Raw genomic sequence first — 19,110 nt, forward strand, 5'->3', positions numbered from 1 at the left:
GGGGTCAGGCGACGAAGGTGCGCGGCGTTTCCGTGCCGGCCTTCGCCCCCGCCTCCACCAGTCGCGCGGCAGCGGCCAGCCGCGCGGCCGCCTCGTCGGCCACCGGCCCGCCGACCGTGAACGGCAGCCGGACGAAGCCCTCGAAGGCCCCGTCCACGCCGAAGCGCGGCCCCGACGGGACACGTACACCGACCCGTTCGCCGACCTCGGCGAGCCGGGAGCCGGACAGCCCGCCCGTCCGCACCCAGAGCGTGAGACCACCGCTCGGGACGGCGAACTCCCAGTCCGGCAGTTCCCGGCGCAGGGCGGTGACCAGCGCGTCGCGGTTCTCCCGGGCCTGATCGCGCCGGATGGAGACCGCCTGGTCCCAGCCGCCGGTGCGCATCAGCCAGTTCACGGCGAGCTGCTCCAGGACCGGGGTGCCCAGGTCCGCATAGGCGCGGGCGGCGACGAGCGAACGGATCACATCGGGTGCGGCCCGCACCCAGCCGATGCGCATGCCCGCCCAGAAGGCCTTACTGGCCGAGCCGACCGTGAGCACGGTGCTGCCCGCCGGGTCGAAGGCGCAGACGGGCCGCGGCATGTCGAGACCGTCGTCCAGGTGCAGCTCGGACATCGTCTCGTCGACGACGAGGACCGTGCCGGCGGAGCGGGCCGCGTCGACCAGCCGGCGGCGCTGGTCCTCGTCCGCGAGCGCGCCGGTGGGGTTGTGGAAGTCGGCCACGACGTAGGCGAGCCGGGGCGCCGCGTCCCGCAGCACCTGCCGCCACCGCGGCAGATCCCAGCCGCCCAGCCCCTCCTCCATCGCCACGGGCACGAGACGCGCCCCGGCCTCGCGCATCAGCTGGAGGATGTTGGCGTACGAGGGTGACTCGACGGCGACCCGCTCGCCGCGCCCGGCGAACAGATGGCAGATGGCGTCCATCGCGCCCATCGCGCCGGTGGTGACCATGATCTGTTCGGGCATGGTCGGGATGCCGCGCTCGGTGTAGCGGTCGGCGAGCATCTGCCGGAGGGCGGGAAGGCCCGCCGGGTAGTCGCCGTGGGTGTGGGCGTACGGCGGCAGTTCCTCCAGCGCTCCCTGGACGCCACGGGTCAACCACGGCTCGGGCGCGGGCAGGGCGGCGCAGCCCAGGTCGATCATGGAGCCGAGCGACTCGGGCGGCAGGGGCTCCAGGCCTCGCGCGGGCAGCGGATTCCCTGCCGGTACGGCGGTCCAGCTGCCCGCACCCCTGCGGGATTCGAGGAAGCCCTCGGCACGCAGCGCCTCGTAGGCGGCGGCGACCGTGGTGCGGCTGACGGAGAGGGACAGCGCGAGTTCGCGCTCCGCGGGGAGGCGGGCGGCGACGGGGACCCTGCCTTCGAGGACGAGCAGCCGGATACCGTCGGCGAGGGCCCGGTAGGCCGGCGGCTTACGGGTCCCGGGGCCGGCGGGGCGCGGCTGCTGGGAGGTGAGCTGCCGGGCGAGCTGGGCCGCGCCCACCGCAGAGGTCCACTGCGTCATGGAAGTCAGTCCACCTTCATCGAATTGGCCATGGTTGCCGGGTATGGCATAGCCACAGAGTGTCATGAGTCAGTCCACTATCACCAGAGGGGGCGTCATCGTGTCGGGGAAGTCCGCGCATCTCACTCGCCGGCTGTCGCAGCTGTACATCGGCCTCACCCTCTACGGGGTGAGTGCGGCACTGCTGGTGCGCGCCGGGCTCGGGCTCGAACCCTGGGGAGTGCTGCACCAGGGCCTGGCGGAGCGCACCGGTCTGACCATGGGCGTGATCTCGATCATCGTCGGCGCCGTGGTGCTGCTGCTGTGGGTCCCGATCCGGCAGCGGCCGGGCCTCGGCACCGTCTCGAACGTCTTCGTCGTCGGTCTGGCGATGGACGGCACGCTGGCGCTCGTCCCGGACGCCCACGGCCTGCCCGTCCGGATCACGCTCCTGATCGCGGGCATCGTGCTCAACGGGGTGGCGACCGGGCTCTACATCGCGGCGCGGTTCGGACCGGGCCCGCGGGACGGCCTGATGACCGGACTGCACCGGCTCACGGGGCGCTCGATCCGCCTGGTGCGTACGGCGATCGAGGTGGCCGTGGTGGCGACGGGCTTCGTGCTGGGCGGCTCGGTCGGCATCGGCACGATCGCCTACGCCCTGGCCATCGGCCCGCTCGCGCAGCTGTTCCTGCGCGTCTTCGCCATCTCCGATCAGGACGCCGGCAGCACGGTCTTCGCCGGCGCGACACCCGGACGGGCGATACTGCGGAAGTGAACCGCGTACTCCACCCCTATCTCGACCACCCCTCCGTGCTGCCGTTCGCCCATCGCGGCGGCACGGCGGACGGGATCGAGAACACCACCGCAGCGTTCCGCCGGGCGGCCGGTCTCGGCTACCGCTACTTCGAGACGGATGTGCACACCACGGCCGACGGCAAGCTGGTCGCGTTCCACGACTCGACGCTGGACCGGCTGACGGACGCGAAGGGCCGGATCTCGGACCTGCCGTGGAGCGAGATCCAGCAGGCGAAGGTGGCCGGCAAGGAGCCGCTGCCGCTGTTCGAGGAGCTGCTGGAGGAATTCCCCGAGGCCCGCTGGAACATCGACATCAAGGCGGAGCCCGCGCTGGTGCCGCTGGTGGATCTGGTGCGCCGGGCCGGCGCCTGGGACCGGGTCTGCATCGGCTCCTTCTCCGAGGGCCGGGTGGCCCGGGCGATGCGCCTCGCGGGTCCGCGGCTCGCCACGTCGTACGGCGTGCGGGGTGTGGTGGGTCTGCGGCTGCGGTCGTTCGGCATTCCGGCGGCGGTACGGATGGGCGCCGTGTGCGCGCAGGTACCGGAGTCCCAGGGCGGGGTGCGCGTGGTGGACCGCCGCTTCGTGCGGTCGGCTCACGACCGCGGTCTTCAGGTGCACGTCTGGACCGTCAACGACGCGGATCGGATGGCAGCGCTCCTGGACCTCGGAGTGGATGGCATCATGACCGATCATCTGGAGACGTTGCGCACGGTACTGACGGACCGGGGAGTCTGGGTCTGACCCGCGCGTCTGCACCACGGGCGAGCGAGGGGGCGGGCGTGACGACCGACATCGCGCAGGAGGCGACGGGGGCGGGCGACCGCCGGCGCGAGCAACGAGGCTGGTTCTTCTACGACTTCGCGTGCTCCGTCTACTCGACGAGTGTGCTCACCGTCTTCCTCGGCCCGTATCTGACGTCGGTGGCGAAGGCCGCGGCCGACGCGGACGGCTTCGTGCATCCCCTCGGCATCCCGATACGCGCCGGATCGGTGTTCGCCTACGCGGTCTCCGCGTCCGTGGTGCTGGCCGTGCTGCTGATGCCGATGGCGGGAGCGTGGGCGGACCGCACCGGGCGGAAGAAGCCGCTGCTGGCCGTGGCCGCCTATGTCGGTGCGACGGCCACGACGGCCATGTTCCTCGTGGGCGGCGACCGCTATCTGCTGGGCGCGTTTCTGCTGATCGTCGCGAACGCCTCGCTGTCGGTCTCGATGGTCCTCTACAACGCCTATCTGCCGCAGATCGCCGAGCCGGACGAACGCGACGCGGTCTCGTCGCGCGGCTGGGCCTTCGGCTACACCTCCGGCGCCCTGGTCCTGGTGCTCAATCTGATCGTCTACTCGGGCCATGAGTCGTTCGGCCTCTCCGAATCCGCCGCGGTACGGATCTGCCTGGCGTCGGCCGGTGTGTGGTGGGGCGCTTTCACGCTGGTTCCGCTGCGACGTCTGCGGGACCGGCGGATCGCGCCGGGCGGCGAGGGAGCGGTCGGATCGGGCTGGCGGCAGCTGGTGGCGACCCTCAAGGACATGCGGAAGCATCCGCTGACGATGTCGTTCCTGCTGGCGTATCTCATCTACAACGACGGCATCCAGACGGTCATCTCGCAGGCCTCGATCTACGGTTCGGAGGAGCTGGAACTCGACCAGACGACACTGATCGTCGCGGTTCTGCTGGTGCAGGTGCTGGCCGTGGCGGGTGCCCTCGGAATGGGACGGCTGGCCAGAACACACGGGGCCAAGCGGACGATTCTCGGTTCGCTCGGAGTGTGGGCCGTGATCCTGGCGGCCGGGTTCTTCCTTCCGGCCAGGGCTCCGCTGTGGTTCTTCGCGCTCGCCGCGGCGATCGGGCTCGTCCTCGGCGGCAGCCAGGCCCTGTCGAGGTCGCTCTTCTCACACCTGGTGCCCCGCGGCAAGGAGGCGGAGTACTTCTCGGCGTACGAGATGAGCGACCGCGGTCTGAGCTGGCTCGGACCGCTGGTCTTCGGCCTCGCGTACCAGCTGACCGGGAGTTATCGGGACGCGATCATCTCTTTGGTGGTCTTCTTCGCGCTGGGTTTCGTCCTGCTCGCCCGGGTACCCGTACGCCGTGCGGTGGCAGCCGCGGGCAACCCCGTGCCGGAACGGATTTAGACGTTGAAGTGAAAGGCCGGTAGTGTACGCCTTTGGCCTGCCAGGCGGACCGTTACTGCGAGCTGAAGAAGTGAAATCACTGGGTGACACTTCCTGTCAGATGTGACAAACCGGGCACTGGTGGGTACCCCAACCAATGGGATACCAGCGGCACGACGGGCGACGCATGACCCGGAACGGGAATCTTTACCGCCGACCGGACGTTGACCGGATGACGACGACAGCGACACCTGTCCTGTGGGCGACAAGCCCGGGAGGCACGATTCATGAGTGAGCGAGCTCTCCGCGGCACGCGCCTCGTGGTTACCAGCTACGAGACGGACCGCGGCATCGATCTGGCCCCGCGCCAGGCGGTGGAGTACGCATGCCAGAACGGACATCGGTTTGAGATGCCGTTCTCGGTCGAGGCGGAAATTCCGCCGGAGTGGGAGTGCAAGGCGTGCGGCGCCCAGGCACTCCTGGTCGACGGGGATGGCCCCGAGGAGAAGAAGGGCAAGCCGGCGCGAACGCACTGGGACATGCTCATGGAGCGGCGTACCCGCGAGGAGCTCGAGGAGGTGCTGGCCGAGAGGCTGGCCGTCCTGCGCTCCGGTGCCATGAACATCGCCGTGCACCCGCGGGACAGCCGGAAGTCTGCCTGATCCGCCTGACCGCGTACACCGCATCGCACCATCTGGCGCCACCTACAACAGCATGACGCACGACAAGAGCCGCGGGCCGTCTCACCGACCAGGTGAGACGGCCCGCGGCTCTGCTGTCTTCGGGGTCCGAGGCGGGCCACTCGGTGCGGGTCCGGAGAGGCGCGGCTCAGGCTCGCAGCGGGCGTGCACCCGGCCGCGGCCGCACGCACACGCCGCTTGCGAACCCGTCGCCCCTCACCAGGTGCCGCTCAGGGCGTGAGCGGCGGCCTCGGGCGATCGCCACGCTCGCCCTCGTGTCCGCCCGCCGAATGCCCCGCGTCCTGGCGGATGACCTCACCCTGCACGATCTTGCCGTCGGGGCGGTGCATACGGGCCTGCTGGAAGGCGTCTCCCAGGCTGCCGGGTCCCGCTGCCCGCATACGGCGCTCGAGGGACCGCTCCGCGCGGCGCCCGAGGTACGAGCGGACGGGCGGCACCAGCAGGACCAGGCCCACCACGTCGGAGATCAGGCCGGGCAGCATGATCAGCAGTCCGCCGAGCATCAGGAAGCCGTTGCCGGTGCTGCCGCTCTCCGGGGGCGGCGTCTGGCCGTTCTGCTGCCTCTGCACGGTCTCGGTGAGATTGCGGAAGGCCCGCCGGCCGGCGCGCTTCACCACGGCGCCGCCGACGATGCCGGCGGCGATCAGCAGGGCGAGGACGGTCCATCCCCCGGCCGCCCCGGCGACCAGGGTCAGCAGCCAGATCTCGAGCACCAGCCAGGCGGCAACGGCGAGGGGAACCAGATTGCGGGCGCGTGAGCGCTTGGGGGCTGTAGGGGGCATAGCGCCGGTCGTCATGCTCCCAGTGTGCCTGGGAGCCCGCCGGAGTGGCGTAAGCGGGTGATCAAGAAGATCGCGGTCCGGACGGGCGGGTCATCGGGCCGTCGCCGCTACGAGGATTTACGGCCGAGGAGACGATTGGTCCGGTCGCCGACGCCCCACGCGGTGACGCGCCACAGCGCCTCGACCACGATGTCGCGGTTCATCTTGGAGTCGCCGAGCTCCCGCTCGACGAACGTGATGGGCACCTCGACCACGTGGTAGCCCTCGGCCACCGCACGGCGGGCGAGATCCACCTGGAAGCAGTAGCCCTGGGAGGCGACCTCGCCGAGTCCGAGCCCCTTCAGCGTCTCGGCCCTGAAGGCGCGGAAGCCGCCCGTGACGTCGCGGATCGGGACGCCGAGGAGAAGGCGGGAGTAGGTGCTGCCGCCGCGGGACAGGAACTCGCGGTACTTGGGCCAGTTGACGACCCGGCCGCCGGGCACCCAGCGCGAACCGAGCACCAGATCGGCGCCCTTGAGCGCGGTCAGCAGCCGGGGCAGTTCCTCGGGCTGGTGCGAGCCGTCGGCGTCCATCTCGATCAGCACGCCGTAGCCGTGCTCCATGCCCCAGGCGAAGCCGGCGAGGTAGGCGGCGCCGAGGCCTTCCTTGCCCTTGCGGTGCAGGACATGCACCTGCTCGTCGTGGCCCGAGAGTTCGTCCGCGATCTTGCCGGTGCCGTCGGGGCTGTTGTCATCGGCGACGAGGATGTCCACGTCGGGCACTGCCTCGCGCACCCGGGAGACGATCGTCTTGATGTTCTCGGCCTCGTTGTAGGTCGGGATGATCACCAAGGATCTGCCGAGCGGTTCGTACCGCCTCCCCTGGGCTTCGCCTTGGGTAGACCCAGCGCCGTCGTTCACTACTGCCCCTTAATGTCCGTGCACAGAGCCCCACCATAGCGATCGTGCGGCGCGAGCCTGCGGCGGCACGGACCTGGGGTGTCGTGGGCCGTGCGGCGGGGAGAGACAGCGGGTGCGGATCAGGGCCCGGCGTCCTTCGGGCCGACCTGGGACCCGCTGGCTGCGGGTCGACCGAGAGCCGTTGTCTACTGAACGCCGGGCCCTACCCGGGTCGCACCTGCCGGCCGGCTGAAACCTTCCCTCGCCCCCGAGGCGCGGGCGCTGGACCTGGCTCCCAGTGGCAGTGCACCGGTGCGGTGCTCTGCCCCATGGCCCAGCGGCGTTCGACGACTGGGGGGAAGTTCTCCGGTCGGACGTCCTGTGGTGGACTCGGCCGAACCTACCGGCCGGTGGGCGCTCCGTGTCAACAGTCGTGCGATCTGCGCGATTTGCGCAATTCCGCAGGTCGGAGCCGAAGATCCGCAGGTCGTGGCCGAACCTCGAACGCACCGGTCGGCGGTACGAAATGTCCGGACGTCACTCTTTCGGCCGCTCAAAGATCGTTTGTCCGGATACCACCGTTCGCAGACAGACCGGCAGCTCGGTGCCCGGGGTGAGGTCGGGCAGGCCCGGAGTGCCGGAGCGCGGGTCCGTCGACCAACGGGCGACGCGGTCGTCGGGCGCCTGGACGATCAGTTCGCCGGTGTGCCACAGGGCGTAGTCGGCCGGTGCCCCGGGGACCAGGACACCCGCGTCGTCGCGCCCCACGGCCCGCCAGCCGCCCCGGGTGTGGGCGGTGAAGGCGGCCCGTACGGACACCCGGTGCTCGGCGGTGCGGTGGAAGGCCGCGGCGCGGATGGTGCCCCAGGGGTCGAGCGGCGTGACGGGGGCGTCGGAGCCGAGGGCGAGCGGGACGCCCGCGCGCAGCAGGGCCGCGTACGGGTTGAGGGTGCGGGCCCGCTCCACACCGAGGCGCTCGGCGTACATGCCGTCGTCGCCGCCCCAGGCCGCGTCGAAGGCGGGCTGCACGGAGGCGGTGAGGCCGAACTCGGCGAAGGCGGCGATGGTTTCGGGGGTCAGCATCTCGGCGTGCTCGACGCGGTGCCTGGCGGCGCGGACGCGGGCGAGGCCGAGCGTGTCGGCGACGGCCCGGATGCCGTCCACGACGGTGGTGAGAGCGGCGTCGCCGATGGCGTGGAAGCCGGCCTGAAGCCCGGCCTCGGTGCAGGCGGCGACATGGGTGGCGACGGCCTGGACGTCCAGGTGCGGGGTTCCGGTGTGGGCGGCGTCGGCATAGGGGGTGTGGAGGCAGGCGGTGTGGGAGCCGAGGGAGCCATCGACGAACAGATCGCCGGCGGCCCCTGCCGCTCCGAGTTCCCTGATGCGCAGTGCGTCCTTCTCGTCGGCCACGCGTTCGGCCCAGTAGCCGACGACCCGCGGCACCGCTCCGCCGCGGGCGAGTGCGAGCAGACCGGTGAAGTCGTCCTCGTCCGAGATGTCGGGCCCGGCGCACTCGTGCACGGTGCCGATGCCGAGGGACGCGGCGTGGTCCAGCGCGGCCCGCTGGGCGGCTTCGCGCTGGGCGGGAGCGATGGCGGCATGGGCGGCGGCCCGCACGGCGTGGTGGGCGGCGCCCGTGAGCGGTTCGCCCGGGTGGTAGCCGGACAGACCGGTCACCGAGGGGACGAGATCGAGCAGCGCGGTGGTCACCACGGCGGAGTGGACGTCGATACGCGGCAGGTAGAGCGGGCGGCCGCCGGCCGCCTCGTCGAGCTCGGCGCGGGAGGGGTGACGCCGTTCGGGCCAGCGGGCGCTGTCCCAGCCGTGGCCGAGGAGGACGGCCGCACCAGGGTGTGCCGCACTGTGCTCGCGCACGAGACGCAGGGCGTCTGCGAGGGTGGCCGCGCCCGAGAGGTCGAGCCCGGTGAGCGCGAGGCCGGTGGCCGTGGTGTGCACATGGGCGTCGGTGAACGCCGGGGTGACGAGGGCCCCTTCGAGGTCGACGATCTCGTCGACCCCGTCGGCGAAGCCGTCGGCCGCCCCCTCGGAGCCCACCCAGGCGATGTGGCCTCGTTCGACGACCATCGCGGTGGCGAAGGGGTCGGCGGGGCTGTGGACTTCTCCGCCGCGCAGCAGGACGGTGCGGTCTTCGGCGCGGGGGGCGGTGCTCTCGGTCATGGGACCAGCCTAGATACGCGGCGGGCGTGCCTCGTACGGGGTCGACAGGACGACCGTGGTGCGGGTGGAGACGCCGGAGAGGGTGCGGATGCGGGCGAGCAGGTGCTCGAGGTCGTGCGGGGTGGAAACACGCACCTTGAGGATGTAGTTCTCGTCCCCGGCGACGCTGTGGCAGGCCTCGATCTCGGGTACGTCCGCGAGCCGTTCGGCGATGTCGTCGGGGGCGCTGGGGTCGAACGGTTTGACCGAGATGAAGGCGGTGATCGGGAGCCCGACCGACTCGGGGTCGACGACCGCCGCGTATCCGCGGATGACGCCGCGCTGTTCGAGACGGCGGACGCGCTGGTGCACCGCCGATGTGGACAGGCCGGTGGCCTTGCCCAGGTCGGTGTAGCTCATCCGCCCGTCCTTGACGAGCAACTCCACGATCTGACGATCCAGCTCCTCCATGCGGATCAACCTAATTGCCCAGGTGGCTTCCGGCACAGCCGAAAGAGGCATGCGAGGGCACCTGCGGGGGCCATGTGACGAACACCACAGTCCCGGCGGCGCCTCCGCCGTGACCGCACGGTTACCTGCCGGGCGCGTGGGGAAGTGCTTGCTGTGGTCGAGGCCGCACGTGCCTGGTCGGCCCACCCGAGGGGGAGATCTCCATGCAGAGTGTCAAGAACACCGGCCGTACCGAACCGGAGCCCGTTGATCCGGCTGAGCCCGCCGAGATGGACGAGCTGGACGCGTACGACACCTACGAGATGTACCGGGTGATCTGCCCGGACTGCGTGCAGCCGATCGCACTGCTGGCCGACGAGGACGTCCTTCCGGAGCACGCGCTGTGCCCGACTCCGTGGAACCCGTTCGGGCTCACCGTGTGCACCGGCACCGGCCGGCCCGCCTCGCAGGCGAGCGCCGCGGACGAATCGCTGGAGGTCCAGGAGCAGGACACCGCACTGTTGTTGACGCTGCCTCAGGGCCTGGACTGGCGGATGCAGCCCTTCTCGCACGTCGGCGGCCCGGGCTCGCGTCCGGTGCGGATCCCGTCCATGCGCCGCCGCGTCTGAGGTCGGTTCCGGGGTTCCCGGCCGGAGTCGTAACGCGCAGCACCTGACGGACAGTTCGGGCTGCGCGCGGCCGGACGGCCGGGTCCCGTCGACCGCACCGTCGTTCTCCGGCCCCCGCACGGCCGCGAGAAGACGCTGAACTCCTTTGCCACGTAAGAGAGTTGCCTTGCCGCGCCGCACCGCACCGCACTTCGGCGCTCGCGGTGAATCAGTGGCGGGAACACGGCACTTGACGGGTTCGGGCCTGTGCGCTCCGTCCGTCCGCTCCCCGCCCGCGTGTTTACGTGGGACCACCCGCAGGCCGCTCGGGCGCGGCCCGCTGCCGGTGGAAGGAGCAGGCAGATGACGCGCAGACGGACGGCCACGGTGCTCGGTGCGCTCGCGACGGCGGCGACGCTGACGCTCGCGGTTCCGAACTCCGCGTACGCGGCCCAGGGCACACTGATCATCAACCGGGTCGCGTACGAGAATCCGAGCGGGTGTTACCCGGTCACCTGGTTCCCGTCCTCGATCACCAACAGGACCAACGCGACGGCCACGGTGTGGACCGGCTTCGACTGCCGGGGGACCATCGACGCGATCGTGTACCCCGGCCGGTCCCACTACACGGAGATGGCCCACAGCGTCTCCATCCGCTGACGCCGCCCGGGGAGTATCCGCAAGGTGTCGTCGTCCGCCCGGACCGGACGAGACCTCGCGGACCCGGCCCGACGTCGCCGACGCCGCCGCGGCCCGCCCGGGAGCGGTCCGCGGCGCGATCGGTTCAGCGGGTCTCGGGACCGGCCAGGTGGCGGGCAATGACCATGCGCTGGATCTGGTTGGTGCCCTCGACGATCTGCAGGACCTTGGCCTCGCGCATGTAGCGCTCGACGGGGAAGTCCAGGGTGTAGCCGTAGCCGCCGAGGACCTGCACGGCGTCGGTCGTCACGCTCATCGCCGTGTCCGTGCAGAAGAGCTTCGCCATGGCGGCCTCGCGGGAGAAGGGGCGTCCCGCGTCCCGCAGCCGGGCGGCCGCCAGATACAGCGAGCGGCCCGCCTCGATCCGGGTGGCCATGTCGGCCAGCATGAAGCGCAGCCCCTGGAAGTCGGCGATGGGCCGGCCGAACTGAAGACGCCCGGTGGCGTACGAGACGGCCTCGTCGAGCGCGGCCTGCGCGACACCGATGGCGCACGCGGCGATGCCGAGACGGCCCGAGTCCAGGGCCGAGAGCGCGATCGCGAAGCCCTGCCCCTCGTCGCCGATCCGGCGGGCGTCGGAGACCCGGACGCCGTCGAAGTTGATCTGGGCGGTGGGCGAGCCCTTCATGCCCATCTTCTTCTCGGGCGCGGCCGCGTTCAGGCCGTCGGCGTCGCCCGGCACCAGGAAGGCCGTGATGCCGCGAGCACCTTCCCCGCCCGTCCGGGCGAGCACGGTGCAGAAGTCGGCGATCCCGCCGTGCGTGATCCAGGCCTTCGTACCGGTGATCACCCAGTCGTCACCGTCGCGGACGGCCTTGGTGCGCAGGGAGGCGGCATCCGAGCCGGACGAGGGCTCCGACAGGCAGTAGGCGCCGAGCAGTCCGCCGCCGAGCATGGCGGGCAGGTGGTCGCTCTGCTGCTGCTTGCTGCCGTAGCCGGCCAGTGCGTGGCAGGAGAGGGAGTGCACGCTGACGCCGAGGCCCACGGTGAGCCGGGCGGCGGCGAGTTCCTCCAGGACCTGGAGGTAGACCTCGTACGGCTGGTCCCCGCCGCCGTATTCGCTGTCGTAGGGAAGGCCGAGCAGACCTGACTCGGACAGGAGGGTGAAGAGCTCGCGGGGGAAGTGTCCCGCCTCCTCCTCCTCGGCCGCCCGTGGAGCGATCTCCCGCTCGATGATGTCGCGCACCAGGGCGATGAGATCCCTGGACTCCTCGGTGGGCAGTTGACGTTCCACCGGCTGCGGGGCGCGGTCGGGCATTGCGGCGCTCTCCTCCCTGTCGGGCGATGCGGCGGTCGCGCGCGAAGGGTGTGTGCGCGCCGCCGGGTCTTCCTGCCAGGCCGATGCTGCCTTTCCGGGTCACGGATGTGGGCTGGACGGCGGCTGTGGCGGGTTGAGTATGCCCGATCAGCGGGCTTCCGTCACGGGTGGAGCCGTCCGGCCCGGCCACCGCTCCCCTGCACGGGAACTTGGTCCGAACCATTGACCCAATGGTCTAGTCCTTCTACCGTTCCTGCAACGCGTACCGCGTTCATGTCAAAAGAGTCAGACGGTCGACAGCAGTCCCCCCACGTGTTCGCCTCCCCCACGAGGAGACCAGATGTCCGGTCCACACCGTCCCCGTGCCCGCCTGAGGGCCCTGATCGCCGCCGCCTGTACCGCCGCGCTCGGAGCGACCCTGCTGACGGGTGCCCATGCCGCAGCCGCGGGCGGAAGCGCCCCGCAGCAGAAGACGTCGACGACGGCCGCCGCCCCGGCCTCCGCCGGCAGCAAGGTGATCGGGTACTTCACCGAATGGGGCGTCTACGACCGCAACTACCACGTCAAGAACATCCAGACGTCGGGGTCGGCCGCCAAGCTGACGCATATCAACTACGCCTTCGGCAACGTCCAGGGCGGCAAGTGCACCGTCGGCGACGCGTTCGCCGACTACGAGAAGTCCTACACCGCCGCCCAGAGCGTGGACGGTGTCGCCGACACCTGGGACCAGCCGCTGCGCGGCAGCTTCAACCAGCTGCGCAAGCTCAAGAAGCTGCATCCGAATCTGAAGATCCTCTGGTCTTTCGGCGGCTGGACCTGGTCCGGCGGCTTCGGCCAGGCCGCCGCGAACCCGGCGGCCTTCGCCGACTCCTGCTACAAGCTCGTCGAGGACCCGCGCTGGGCCGATGTCTTCGACGGCATCGACATCGACTGGGAGTACCCCAACTCCTGCGGTCTTACGTGCGACACCAGCGGGCGCGAGTCCTTCAAGAACCTGATGTCGGCGCTGCGCACCAAGTTCGGCGGATCGAACCTGGTGACCGCCGCCATCACCGCGGACGCCTCGTCCGGCGGCAAGATCGACGCGGCCAACTACGCGGGAGCCGCTCAGTACGTCGACTGGTACAACCCGATGACATACGACTTCTTCGGTGCCTGGGCCGCGCAGGGCCCGACGGCGCCGCACTCGCCGCTCACGTCCTACAGCGGCATCCCGCAGCAGGGCTTCAACAGTGACGCGGCGATCCAGAAGCTGAAGTCCCTCGGCGTTCCCGCCTCCAAGCTGCTGCTCGGCATCGGCTTCTACGGACGCGGCTGGACCGGCGTGACCCAGAAGGCGCCCGGCGGCACGGCGACGGGACCCGCGCCCGGCAAGTACGAAGCGGGTATCGACGACTACAAGGAACTGAAGGCCAAGTGCCCGGCCAACGGGACGGTCGCCGGCACCGCGTACGCGCACTGCGGCAACCAGTGGTGGAGCTACGACACCCCCGCCACCATCACCGGCAAGATGAACTACAAGAACCAGCAGGGCCTGGGAGGCACCTTCTTCTGGGAGCTCAGCGGTGACACCGCCAACGGCGAGCTGATCAAGGCCATCAGCTAGGGGCGACGACCGACAGCGGGGCGGGGAGCCGGTCGGGCTCCCCGCCCCGCTGACATGTTCGGGACGCCCGGTCGGGCCCGGAACCGCGCCGCCAGGTCCGAACGCCCCAGGTCAGGCCTGGACCGCGGTGTCCTGCGGATACGGCGGCGGCACATGTTCGCGCGGCGGCTGCGGGCACTTCGGCTCGAACTCCTCGATGGTGCCGAGGGTGGCCCGGAGCTGTCGCATCAGCAGGGCGCAGACGAGCTCCCGTTCCAGCTCCTGGTGCGCGAGCCAGTCGAGGGTGATCTGCTCGACGCTGCTGAGCCAGCCGAGCAGCGCGAGCCGGGCGATCATGGGAATGTCCCGTCTGCCGTACGCACCCTCGGCGATGGTCGCGATCAGTTCCTCGCGCACCGCCCCGCGTATGGACTGCACCTCGGTGTCGAAGCCGACGCCACCGGTGACGATGGTGCGGAACGCGGCCTCGTGGTGCTGGGCGTAGCGCAGATAGCCCTCGACGGTGCGCTGCACCCGCTGGGCGCGCGGCAGTTCGGTGTCGCTCGCCGCGCCGGAGACGAGATCGGCCACCGAGTCCTCGATGATCGCGAGGTAGTAGCCGCGTTTGCTCTTGAAGTAGTAGTAGATCAAACCCTTGGCGACACCGGCGTGTTTCGCGATGTCGTCCATCGACAGCGCGTCATAGGACGTGTCGGCGAACAACTTCCGCCCGGTTGCGATGAGTTCAACGCGGCGCACCTGGGATCGTTCGGTCGCACCGCGTTGTTGACTATTATTCAAATTGCGCCCTAGTCTCCAACTGCCACAGGATTCCCGCAGTATGGCAGACCAGCGCAGCGGCTAGATCAGGCCGATCTGGGTCACGAGCATGGCGAACACGACGACGAGGGTCCAGCCGAGAATGTGCTCGAGGAGGTTCGAGTCCTCGTCGGGGCCGCCGGTGCGGGTCCGGGCACGGTCTGCGGTGGTCGCGGAAGAAGTCATGGGGCATCTCGCTCGGTCGGGCTGACAGGTGTACGTCCCCCCGGGTGACCCGACCACAGTGCCAAAGACCGGGGCCCCGACGGTAGAGACGTACGTCACTGCCCCCGGGGCCCGGTCCGCGCCTCAGTGGATGCCGAAGGCCTCCAGCGCCTTGCGCTGAGCGGCCGTCGGGCGCTCCGGCCAGTAGAGGTAGCAGACGCCCCCTGTGCCGGAGGACACGTTCCCGCTCGCGTTGTACCGCTTCGTCCGCAGCCAGATGTTCTCCCACTCGCGGCGGCGGTAGACCCTGCGTACGGCCGCGTTGCCCGGCGACGCGGGGTCGTTCGCGATCACATCGCCCGCGGCTGTGAACCCGATCACGGTCATCAGATGACCGGCGGTGCCGTAGCCCGCGCCCGTCAGCTCCTCCTTGAGGAACGACTGCGACGTTATGGCCGGGATTCCCGCGCGTACCAGCGTCTCCAGGTCGGCCAGCGAGGACAGCCGGGTGACGACCGCGTTCATCTCCGGGTAGGTCGCCGCGTACGCGGCGTTGAACGGCCAGTTCCCGCAGCCGTTGTACTGGTGGTCGAAGGTGAAACGGGCCGCGTGGCAGACCTGCGGATCGTCGAAGGCCGGGTTGACCCAGGCGAGGTCCGCCGGGGACGGCTTCCGGCCCCAGTACTCGATGATCATCTGCGAGGAGGTGGGGCTGCACCAGGCCTCGCCGCCGTTGTCGTACTCGGGGTACTGGCCGACGTGCGTGTTCTGCGAGTAGCGCGGCACGGCCAGCTCGCGTGCGAGCTTCGGGGCGGAGGCAGGGACGGTGAACCGGTCGGGAACGTCCGAGGCCATCGCACCGAGCCGCCAGACCGTGGGCGTCAGCCCGGTGCCGGGCTTGCGGTGGAGCCTGAGCCGCAGCTGGTAGGCCGCCAGGCGCAGACCGCTCGCCGCGTCATCGATCGAAAAGGTGTCGGTCCAGATGGAGGCCTTGCCGTCGGTCTGGCCGTCGACCGAGGTCCGCCGGATGTCCCCGTCGCCCGTCGCCCAGCGGCCCATCACGAACCAGGGACCGATGGTGCCGTCGGAGTAGTGGCCGCGCAGGTCGACCTGGAGCCAGGTGCCGGCCGGGGTGTGCGCGTTCCAGGAGGCCACGAGCTCCGTCGCGGGCACCCGGGCGCGGTGGACGGGCGAGGTCCAGGTGGCGTAGTCCCAGGCGGCGGTCTTCCCGGTGTGCGGGTCGGTGTAGTCGACGCGGCCGGCGGGGGCTGCGATCACGACGCCGGGACGGCTGCCGGCGACCGCCCCGGTACCGGCGGCCGTGCCGCTGCGCCAGTCGGTATACGTCGCCCAGAACCGGTTGTCGACGAACGGAATCGTTCCTGCACCTTTCCGAGCCGCATGACCGGGCACGGCACCATGTCGCGCCCGGGGTGCGGTGGCCGCGACGGCCGACGAGGACAGGACGCCCGCTCCCGCCGCTGCCGCGATCGCGGCGCCGAGCACGGTTCTGCGGGAAGTGGCTCTGGCCATGGGACTCCCAAGTCGGTGCCTGCAGTGGGGTCACTATTACGGGTCCCTGCCAAGTTCTGCCAGCATCCCGGCATCGCGTCGCGCCACCAATATTGGTCTTGTCCTTTGGGAGTTCTCCGAATCGGTGCGGAGGGAGTGGCCTGCGGCATTCCACCGGGCCCTCGTAGGGTTGCCGGATGGACGATCTCGAACAGCTGACTTTGGCCCTGCGGGCATTGCCGCCTTCCTGCGGGCCGGTGCGGCTGATCGCCGTGGACGGCCACGCCGGATCGGGCAAGAGCACCTTCGCCGCGCGTCTCGCGGAAGTCCTCGGGAGCGGGGTGCCGGTGCTGCATCTCGACGATCTGGCGAGCCACGAGGAGTTCTTCGACTGGACGGACCGGATGCTCGGCCAGGTCGTCGACCCGCTCTCGCGGGGCGAGGAGGCGCGCTACGAGCCGTACGACTGGGTCGACCGCCGCTTCACCTCGGCGCGGACACTCGCACCGGCTCCGGTGGTGCTGGTCGAGGGCGTGGGCGCCGGCCGGCGGGCGCTGCGCCCTCATCTGGCATGGCTGTTCTGGATGGACAAGGACGCCGACAGCTCCTGGCAGCGCGGCCGTCAGCGGGACGGGGATGCGCTTTCGGCCTTCTGGGACGACTGGACGACGGCGGAGACTCGCCATTTCCTGACCGACCCCTCGTATTCATTCGCGAATTCCCTGGTACGCGAGTGTTCCGAGGGATATGAGGTGCTGCCGAGGCCTTCTGCGACAGCACGATTGAACGGAATCATCACAGAGGGTCACCGGATTTCACCCCCATACTGAGCAGTCGGAAATCCGCCTCAAGAGTGCTCCAACTCTTCTTGACCGACGGGGCGTACAGGTCTTACGTTTCCAATGTGCGGCTTTCCGGAGTCGCCGCAGACGCGAAGCCCCCGGTTGTTCCCCCGTGATCGGGGGCTTCGTTCTGCCCTCTCCCCCACTTCACCGGCGCGTCACCCCACCCTTCGCTCACCCTGGGTCACCGCCAAGGGATCATTTGTGGTGCCCTTAGGCGCAACCCCTCTGCGCAGGTACGATGCACCTCGGTGGGGTCAATTCCCGTCCACGGCAAGGCGGTTCAGTGCATTGCCCACGGTCGTCCTCCCGGCGCCGGGGGTCCGGGGGCTCCCCCCGGAAAACACAGCACAGGTGCACTTTGTGGGGGACCTGATGGACATCGGCACTCAGGGCGCACCGGCCCCGGCCGACCTCGCCTGGGTGCGCGGCGTGGACGCCTACACCATGGGGGCCTACCCCCAGGCGGAGGAGGAGTTCCGCAGCGCCGTGCGGCTCGACCCCGGGATGGCCGACGGCTGGCTCGGACTCCATGCGCTGCGCGTCGACACCACGACCGCGTTGCTGCGCATGTACCGCAACCGCGAACGCTTCGGCGAGCAGCGCGCCCGCCACCGCCGCACGCTCAACTCCTGGTACTGGCTGGGCTGGTGGGTCCAGCCCGTGCTGGAGAGCCCGCGCGATCTCCTGCTGGCGCACGCCTCCCACTGGCTGGACGGCCGCCATGTGCCCGAGCTCGACCGGGCGCTCGCCGGACTGCCGCCGGTCGACGCCGATCCGCAGGTCCGGTTTCTGCACGCCTGCCGCGCCTATCTGGTCAAGGACTGGGAGCAGCTCGTGCGCCACACCGAGCCGCTGGTCAACGATCCGGTGCTGGGCATCGAGGCAGGTCTCTTCGGCGGCATGGCCCGGGTGCGTCTGGAGATGTACGGACAGGCCGAGCCGCTGCTGTCGGCCGCGCTGATGCGCTGCCGCAGCGAGCAGCCGCAGCGCAAGGAGCTGCGGTACTGGCTGGCGCGCGCCCACGAGGGCACCGGGCGCAGCGCGGCCGCGCTGCCGCTGTACCGGGCGGTGCACCGTATCGACCCGGCGTTCATGGACACCTCGGCCCGGCTCGCCGCAATCGCCGAGTACGACGGGATGGACGGCTTCGACGACTCGGCCGGGCTCGCCGTCTCCCTCGCCGGCTACGGCCAGGACGCGGTGGACGCACAGGCGGAGGGCGAAGGCTCCCCGGCCGCCGACGCCCGTATCGGCATCGATCCGCAGACCCAGCTGCCCGGCTCGGTGCCCGCCGCACCGCCCGAGACCATCCGCCACCGGGCAGCAATGCCCGCCCAGCCGGCGCCGCCGCTCTTCCCGGCCGGCCCCACCGACCCGGACCTGCTCGCCGACGCGCTCGCCGAGCTGGACCGGATGGTGGGTCTGGAACCGGTGAAGCGGCAGGTCAACGCCTTGTCGGCGCAGCTGAAGATGGCGAGACTGCGGGCAGGCCAAGGCCTGCCCGTACAGCCGCCGAAGCGCCACTTCGTCTTCTCCGGCCCCTCCGGGACCGGCAAGACCACCGTGGCCCGCATCCTCGGCCGGGTCTTCTACGCGCTGGGGCTGCTCGGCGGTGATCATCTGGTGGAGGCCCAACGGTCCGATCTGGTGGGCGAGTTCCTGGGCCAGACGGCGGTGAAGGCCAACGAACTGATCGACTCGGCGCTCGGCGGTGTGCTGTTCGTGGACGAGGCGTACAGCCTGTCCAACTCCGGCTACAGCAAGGGCGACGCGTACGGCGACGAGGCTCTTCAGGTGCTGCTGAAGCGGGCCGAGGACAACCGCGACCATCTCGTGGTCATCCTGGCCGGCTATCCCGAGGGCATGGACCGGCTGCTCGCCACGAACCCCGGATTGTCGTCCCGCTTCACCACCCGCGTCGACTTCCCCTCGTACCGACCGCTGGAGCTGACGGCGATCGGCCAGGTGCTGGCCGCCGACAACGGCGACATGTGGGACGAGGAGGCCGTCGACGAGCTGCGGTCCATCAGCGGCCATGTGGTCGACCAGAGCTGGATCGACGAACTGGGCAACGGGCGCTTTCTGCGCACCCTGTACGAGAAGAGCTGCGCGTACCGCGATCTGCGGCTGTCCGGCTACCCCGGCACGCCGACCCGCGAGGACCTGGCCACGCTGCGGCTGCCCGACCTCATGCAGGCGTACGGCGAGGTCCTGTCGGGCCGCGGTCCGCGGGACCGCGGCCCCCAGGAGCCTCCGCCGGTCTGA

At 70.5% G+C, this 19,110-nt stretch carries 18 protein-coding genes; 9 read left to right on the forward strand and 9 right to left on the reverse strand.

Going from position 1 to position 19,110, the window contains the following annotated elements; genetic code table 11:
* Positions 1 to 4 precede the first annotated feature (4 nt).
* The gene (locus OHA05_RS05430; RefSeq protein ID WP_328859964.1) at positions 5 to 1,504 is read right to left on the reverse strand and encodes an SCO1417 family MocR-like transcription factor; all 1,500 of its coding nucleotides are present in this window, start codon (positions 1,502 to 1,504) and stop codon (positions 5 to 7) included.
* 64 nt (positions 1,505 to 1,568) lie between these two features.
* On the opposite strand from OHA05_RS05430, the gene yczE reads away from it, so the two are divergent.
* The 4 genes from yczE to OHA05_RS05450 all read left to right on the forward strand — a co-directional run bounded on the left by yczE (position 1,569) and on the right by OHA05_RS05450 (position 5,048).
* A complete protein-coding gene (gene yczE, locus OHA05_RS05435) occupies positions 1,569 to 2,261 on the forward strand; it encodes a membrane protein YczE (RefSeq protein WP_328859965.1) in 693 nt (230 codons plus the stop codon).
* Complete coding sequence (locus tag OHA05_RS05440) at positions 2,258 to 3,022, forward strand: glycerophosphodiester phosphodiesterase family protein (RefSeq protein ID WP_313947534.1); 765 nt, start codon at positions 2,258 to 2,260, stop codon at positions 3,020 to 3,022. Before yczE ends, OHA05_RS05440 begins: the two co-directional genes overlap by 4 nt.
* 38 nt (positions 3,023 to 3,060) lie before the next feature.
* Positions 3,061 to 4,407 (forward strand): MFS transporter, encoded by a 1,347-nt coding sequence (locus OHA05_RS05445; protein WP_328859966.1) that lies wholly within the window; start codon positions 3,061 to 3,063, stop codon positions 4,405 to 4,407.
* A gap of 266 nt (positions 4,408 to 4,673) precedes the next feature.
* Positions 4,674 to 5,048 (forward strand): RNA polymerase-binding protein RbpA, encoded by a 375-nt coding sequence (locus OHA05_RS05450; protein ID WP_003959706.1) that lies wholly within the window; start codon positions 4,674 to 4,676, stop codon positions 5,046 to 5,048.
* A 248-nt stretch (positions 5,049 to 5,296) separates the two neighbouring features.
* Here the strand turns inward: OHA05_RS05450 and fxsA are convergent, their stop codons facing one another.
* The 4 genes from fxsA to OHA05_RS05470 all read right to left on the reverse strand — a co-directional run bounded on the left by fxsA (position 5,297) and on the right by OHA05_RS05470 (position 9,375).
* Positions 5,297 to 5,884: an FxsA family membrane protein gene (fxsA, locus tag OHA05_RS05455; RefSeq protein WP_328859967.1), complete on the reverse strand. Its 588-nt coding sequence runs from the start codon at positions 5,882 to 5,884 to the stop codon at positions 5,297 to 5,299.
* A gap of 92 nt (positions 5,885 to 5,976) precedes the next feature.
* The gene (locus OHA05_RS05460) at positions 5,977 to 6,768 is read right to left on the reverse strand and encodes a polyprenol monophosphomannose synthase (protein ID WP_313947531.1); all 792 of its coding nucleotides are present in this window, start codon (positions 6,766 to 6,768) and stop codon (positions 5,977 to 5,979) included.
* 516 nt (positions 6,769 to 7,284) lie between these two features.
* Positions 7,285 to 8,925: an amidohydrolase gene (locus OHA05_RS05465; protein WP_328859968.1), complete on the reverse strand. Its 1,641-nt coding sequence runs from the start codon at positions 8,923 to 8,925 to the stop codon at positions 7,285 to 7,287.
* Positions 8,926 to 8,934: 9 nt separating this feature from the next.
* Positions 8,935 to 9,375 (reverse strand): Lrp/AsnC family transcriptional regulator, encoded by a 441-nt coding sequence (locus OHA05_RS05470; protein WP_313947529.1) that lies wholly within the window; start codon positions 9,373 to 9,375, stop codon positions 8,935 to 8,937.
* A 203-nt stretch (positions 9,376 to 9,578) separates the two neighbouring features.
* Here OHA05_RS05470 and OHA05_RS05475 point away from each other — a divergent pair, with 203 nt between their 5' ends.
* A complete protein-coding gene (locus OHA05_RS05475; protein ID WP_328859969.1) occupies positions 9,579 to 9,983 on the forward strand; it encodes a hypothetical protein in 405 nt (134 codons plus the stop codon).
* Between the two features lie 342 nt (positions 9,984 to 10,325).
* Positions 10,326 to 10,622, forward strand: coding sequence for a hypothetical protein (locus tag OHA05_RS05480; protein WP_328859970.1), 297 nt, complete (start codon positions 10,326 to 10,328; stop codon positions 10,620 to 10,622).
* 124 nt (positions 10,623 to 10,746) lie between these two features.
* On the opposite strand, the gene OHA05_RS05485 is transcribed toward OHA05_RS05480, so the two are convergent.
* The gene (locus OHA05_RS05485; RefSeq protein WP_313947526.1) at positions 10,747 to 11,919 is read right to left on the reverse strand and encodes an acyl-CoA dehydrogenase family protein; all 1,173 of its coding nucleotides are present in this window, start codon (positions 11,917 to 11,919) and stop codon (positions 10,747 to 10,749) included.
* A 340-nt stretch (positions 11,920 to 12,259) separates the two neighbouring features.
* Here OHA05_RS05485 and OHA05_RS05490 point away from each other — a divergent pair, with 340 nt between their 5' ends.
* The gene (locus OHA05_RS05490) at positions 12,260 to 13,525 is read left to right on the forward strand and encodes a glycoside hydrolase family 18 protein (protein ID WP_328859971.1); all 1,266 of its coding nucleotides are present in this window, start codon (positions 12,260 to 12,262) and stop codon (positions 13,523 to 13,525) included.
* A gap of 111 nt (positions 13,526 to 13,636) precedes the next feature.
* Here OHA05_RS05490 and OHA05_RS05495 read toward each other — a convergent pair whose 3' ends face one another.
* The 3 genes from OHA05_RS05495 to OHA05_RS05505 all read right to left on the reverse strand — a co-directional run bounded on the left by OHA05_RS05495 (position 13,637) and on the right by OHA05_RS05505 (position 16,021).
* Complete coding sequence (locus OHA05_RS05495; protein WP_313947524.1) at positions 13,637 to 14,305, reverse strand: TetR/AcrR family transcriptional regulator; 669 nt, start codon at positions 14,303 to 14,305, stop codon at positions 13,637 to 13,639.
* A 60-nt stretch (positions 14,306 to 14,365) separates the two neighbouring features.
* A complete protein-coding gene (locus OHA05_RS05500) occupies positions 14,366 to 14,509 on the reverse strand; it encodes an SCO1431 family membrane protein (protein WP_328859973.1) in 144 nt (47 codons plus the stop codon).
* A 123-nt stretch (positions 14,510 to 14,632) separates the two neighbouring features.
* Positions 14,633 to 16,021, reverse strand: a complete 1,389-nt coding sequence (locus OHA05_RS05505; RefSeq protein ID WP_328859974.1) for a C39 family peptidase — start codon at positions 16,019 to 16,021, stop codon at positions 14,633 to 14,635.
* Positions 16,022 to 16,197: 176 nt separating this feature from the next.
* On the opposite strand from OHA05_RS05505, the gene OHA05_RS05510 reads away from it, so the two are divergent.
* Both OHA05_RS05510 and OHA05_RS05515 read left to right on the forward strand, forming a co-directional pair.
* Positions 16,198 to 16,830: a uridine kinase family protein gene (locus OHA05_RS05510; protein ID WP_328859975.1), complete on the forward strand. Its 633-nt coding sequence runs from the start codon at positions 16,198 to 16,200 to the stop codon at positions 16,828 to 16,830.
* A 387-nt stretch (positions 16,831 to 17,217) separates the two neighbouring features.
* Complete coding sequence (locus OHA05_RS05515) at positions 17,218 to 19,110, forward strand: AAA family ATPase (RefSeq protein ID WP_328859976.1); 1,893 nt, start codon at positions 17,218 to 17,220, stop codon at positions 19,108 to 19,110.

It is taken from the genome of Streptomyces sp. NBC_00306 (assembly GCF_036169555.1).
Lineage (GTDB): Bacteria > Actinomycetota > Actinomycetes > Streptomycetales > Streptomycetaceae > Streptomyces > Streptomyces achmelvichensis.

Excerpts from the sequence above, each read along its gene's own strand:
- OHA05_RS05430 (WP_328859964.1), bottom strand. The coding sequence starts at position 1,504 with ATGACGCAGTGGACCTCTGCGGTGGGCGCGGCCCAGCTCGCCCGGCAG.
- yczE (WP_328859965.1), top strand. The coding sequence starts at position 1,569 with ATGAGTCAGTCCACTATCACCAGAGGGGGCGTCATCGTGTCGGGGAAG.
- OHA05_RS05450 (WP_003959706.1), top strand. The coding sequence starts at position 4,674 with ATGAGTGAGCGAGCTCTCCGCGGCACGCGCCTCGTGGTTACCAGCTAC.
- fxsA (WP_328859967.1), bottom strand. The coding sequence starts at position 5,884 with ATGACGACCGGCGCTATGCCCCCTACAGCCCCCAAGCGCTCACGCGCC.
- OHA05_RS05465 (WP_328859968.1), bottom strand. The coding sequence starts at position 8,925 with ATGACCGAGAGCACCGCCCCCCGCGCCGAAGACCGCACCGTCCTGCTG.
- OHA05_RS05470 (WP_313947529.1), bottom strand. The coding sequence starts at position 9,375 with ATGGAGGAGCTGGATCGTCAGATCGTGGAGTTGCTCGTCAAGGACGGG.
- OHA05_RS05475 (WP_328859969.1), top strand. The coding sequence starts at position 9,579 with ATGCAGAGTGTCAAGAACACCGGCCGTACCGAACCGGAGCCCGTTGAT.
- OHA05_RS05480 (WP_328859970.1), top strand. The coding sequence starts at position 10,326 with ATGACGCGCAGACGGACGGCCACGGTGCTCGGTGCGCTCGCGACGGCG.
- OHA05_RS05485 (WP_313947526.1), bottom strand. The coding sequence starts at position 11,919 with ATGCCCGACCGCGCCCCGCAGCCGGTGGAACGTCAACTGCCCACCGAG.
- OHA05_RS05490 (WP_328859971.1), top strand. The coding sequence starts at position 12,260 with ATGTCCGGTCCACACCGTCCCCGTGCCCGCCTGAGGGCCCTGATCGCC.
- OHA05_RS05500 (WP_328859973.1), bottom strand. The coding sequence starts at position 14,509 with ATGACTTCTTCCGCGACCACCGCAGACCGTGCCCGGACCCGCACCGGC.
- OHA05_RS05505 (WP_328859974.1), bottom strand. The coding sequence starts at position 16,021 with ATGGCCAGAGCCACTTCCCGCAGAACCGTGCTCGGCGCCGCGATCGCG.
- OHA05_RS05510 (WP_328859975.1), top strand. The coding sequence starts at position 16,198 with ATGGACGATCTCGAACAGCTGACTTTGGCCCTGCGGGCATTGCCGCCT.
- OHA05_RS05515 (WP_328859976.1), top strand. The coding sequence starts at position 17,218 with ATGGACATCGGCACTCAGGGCGCACCGGCCCCGGCCGACCTCGCCTGG.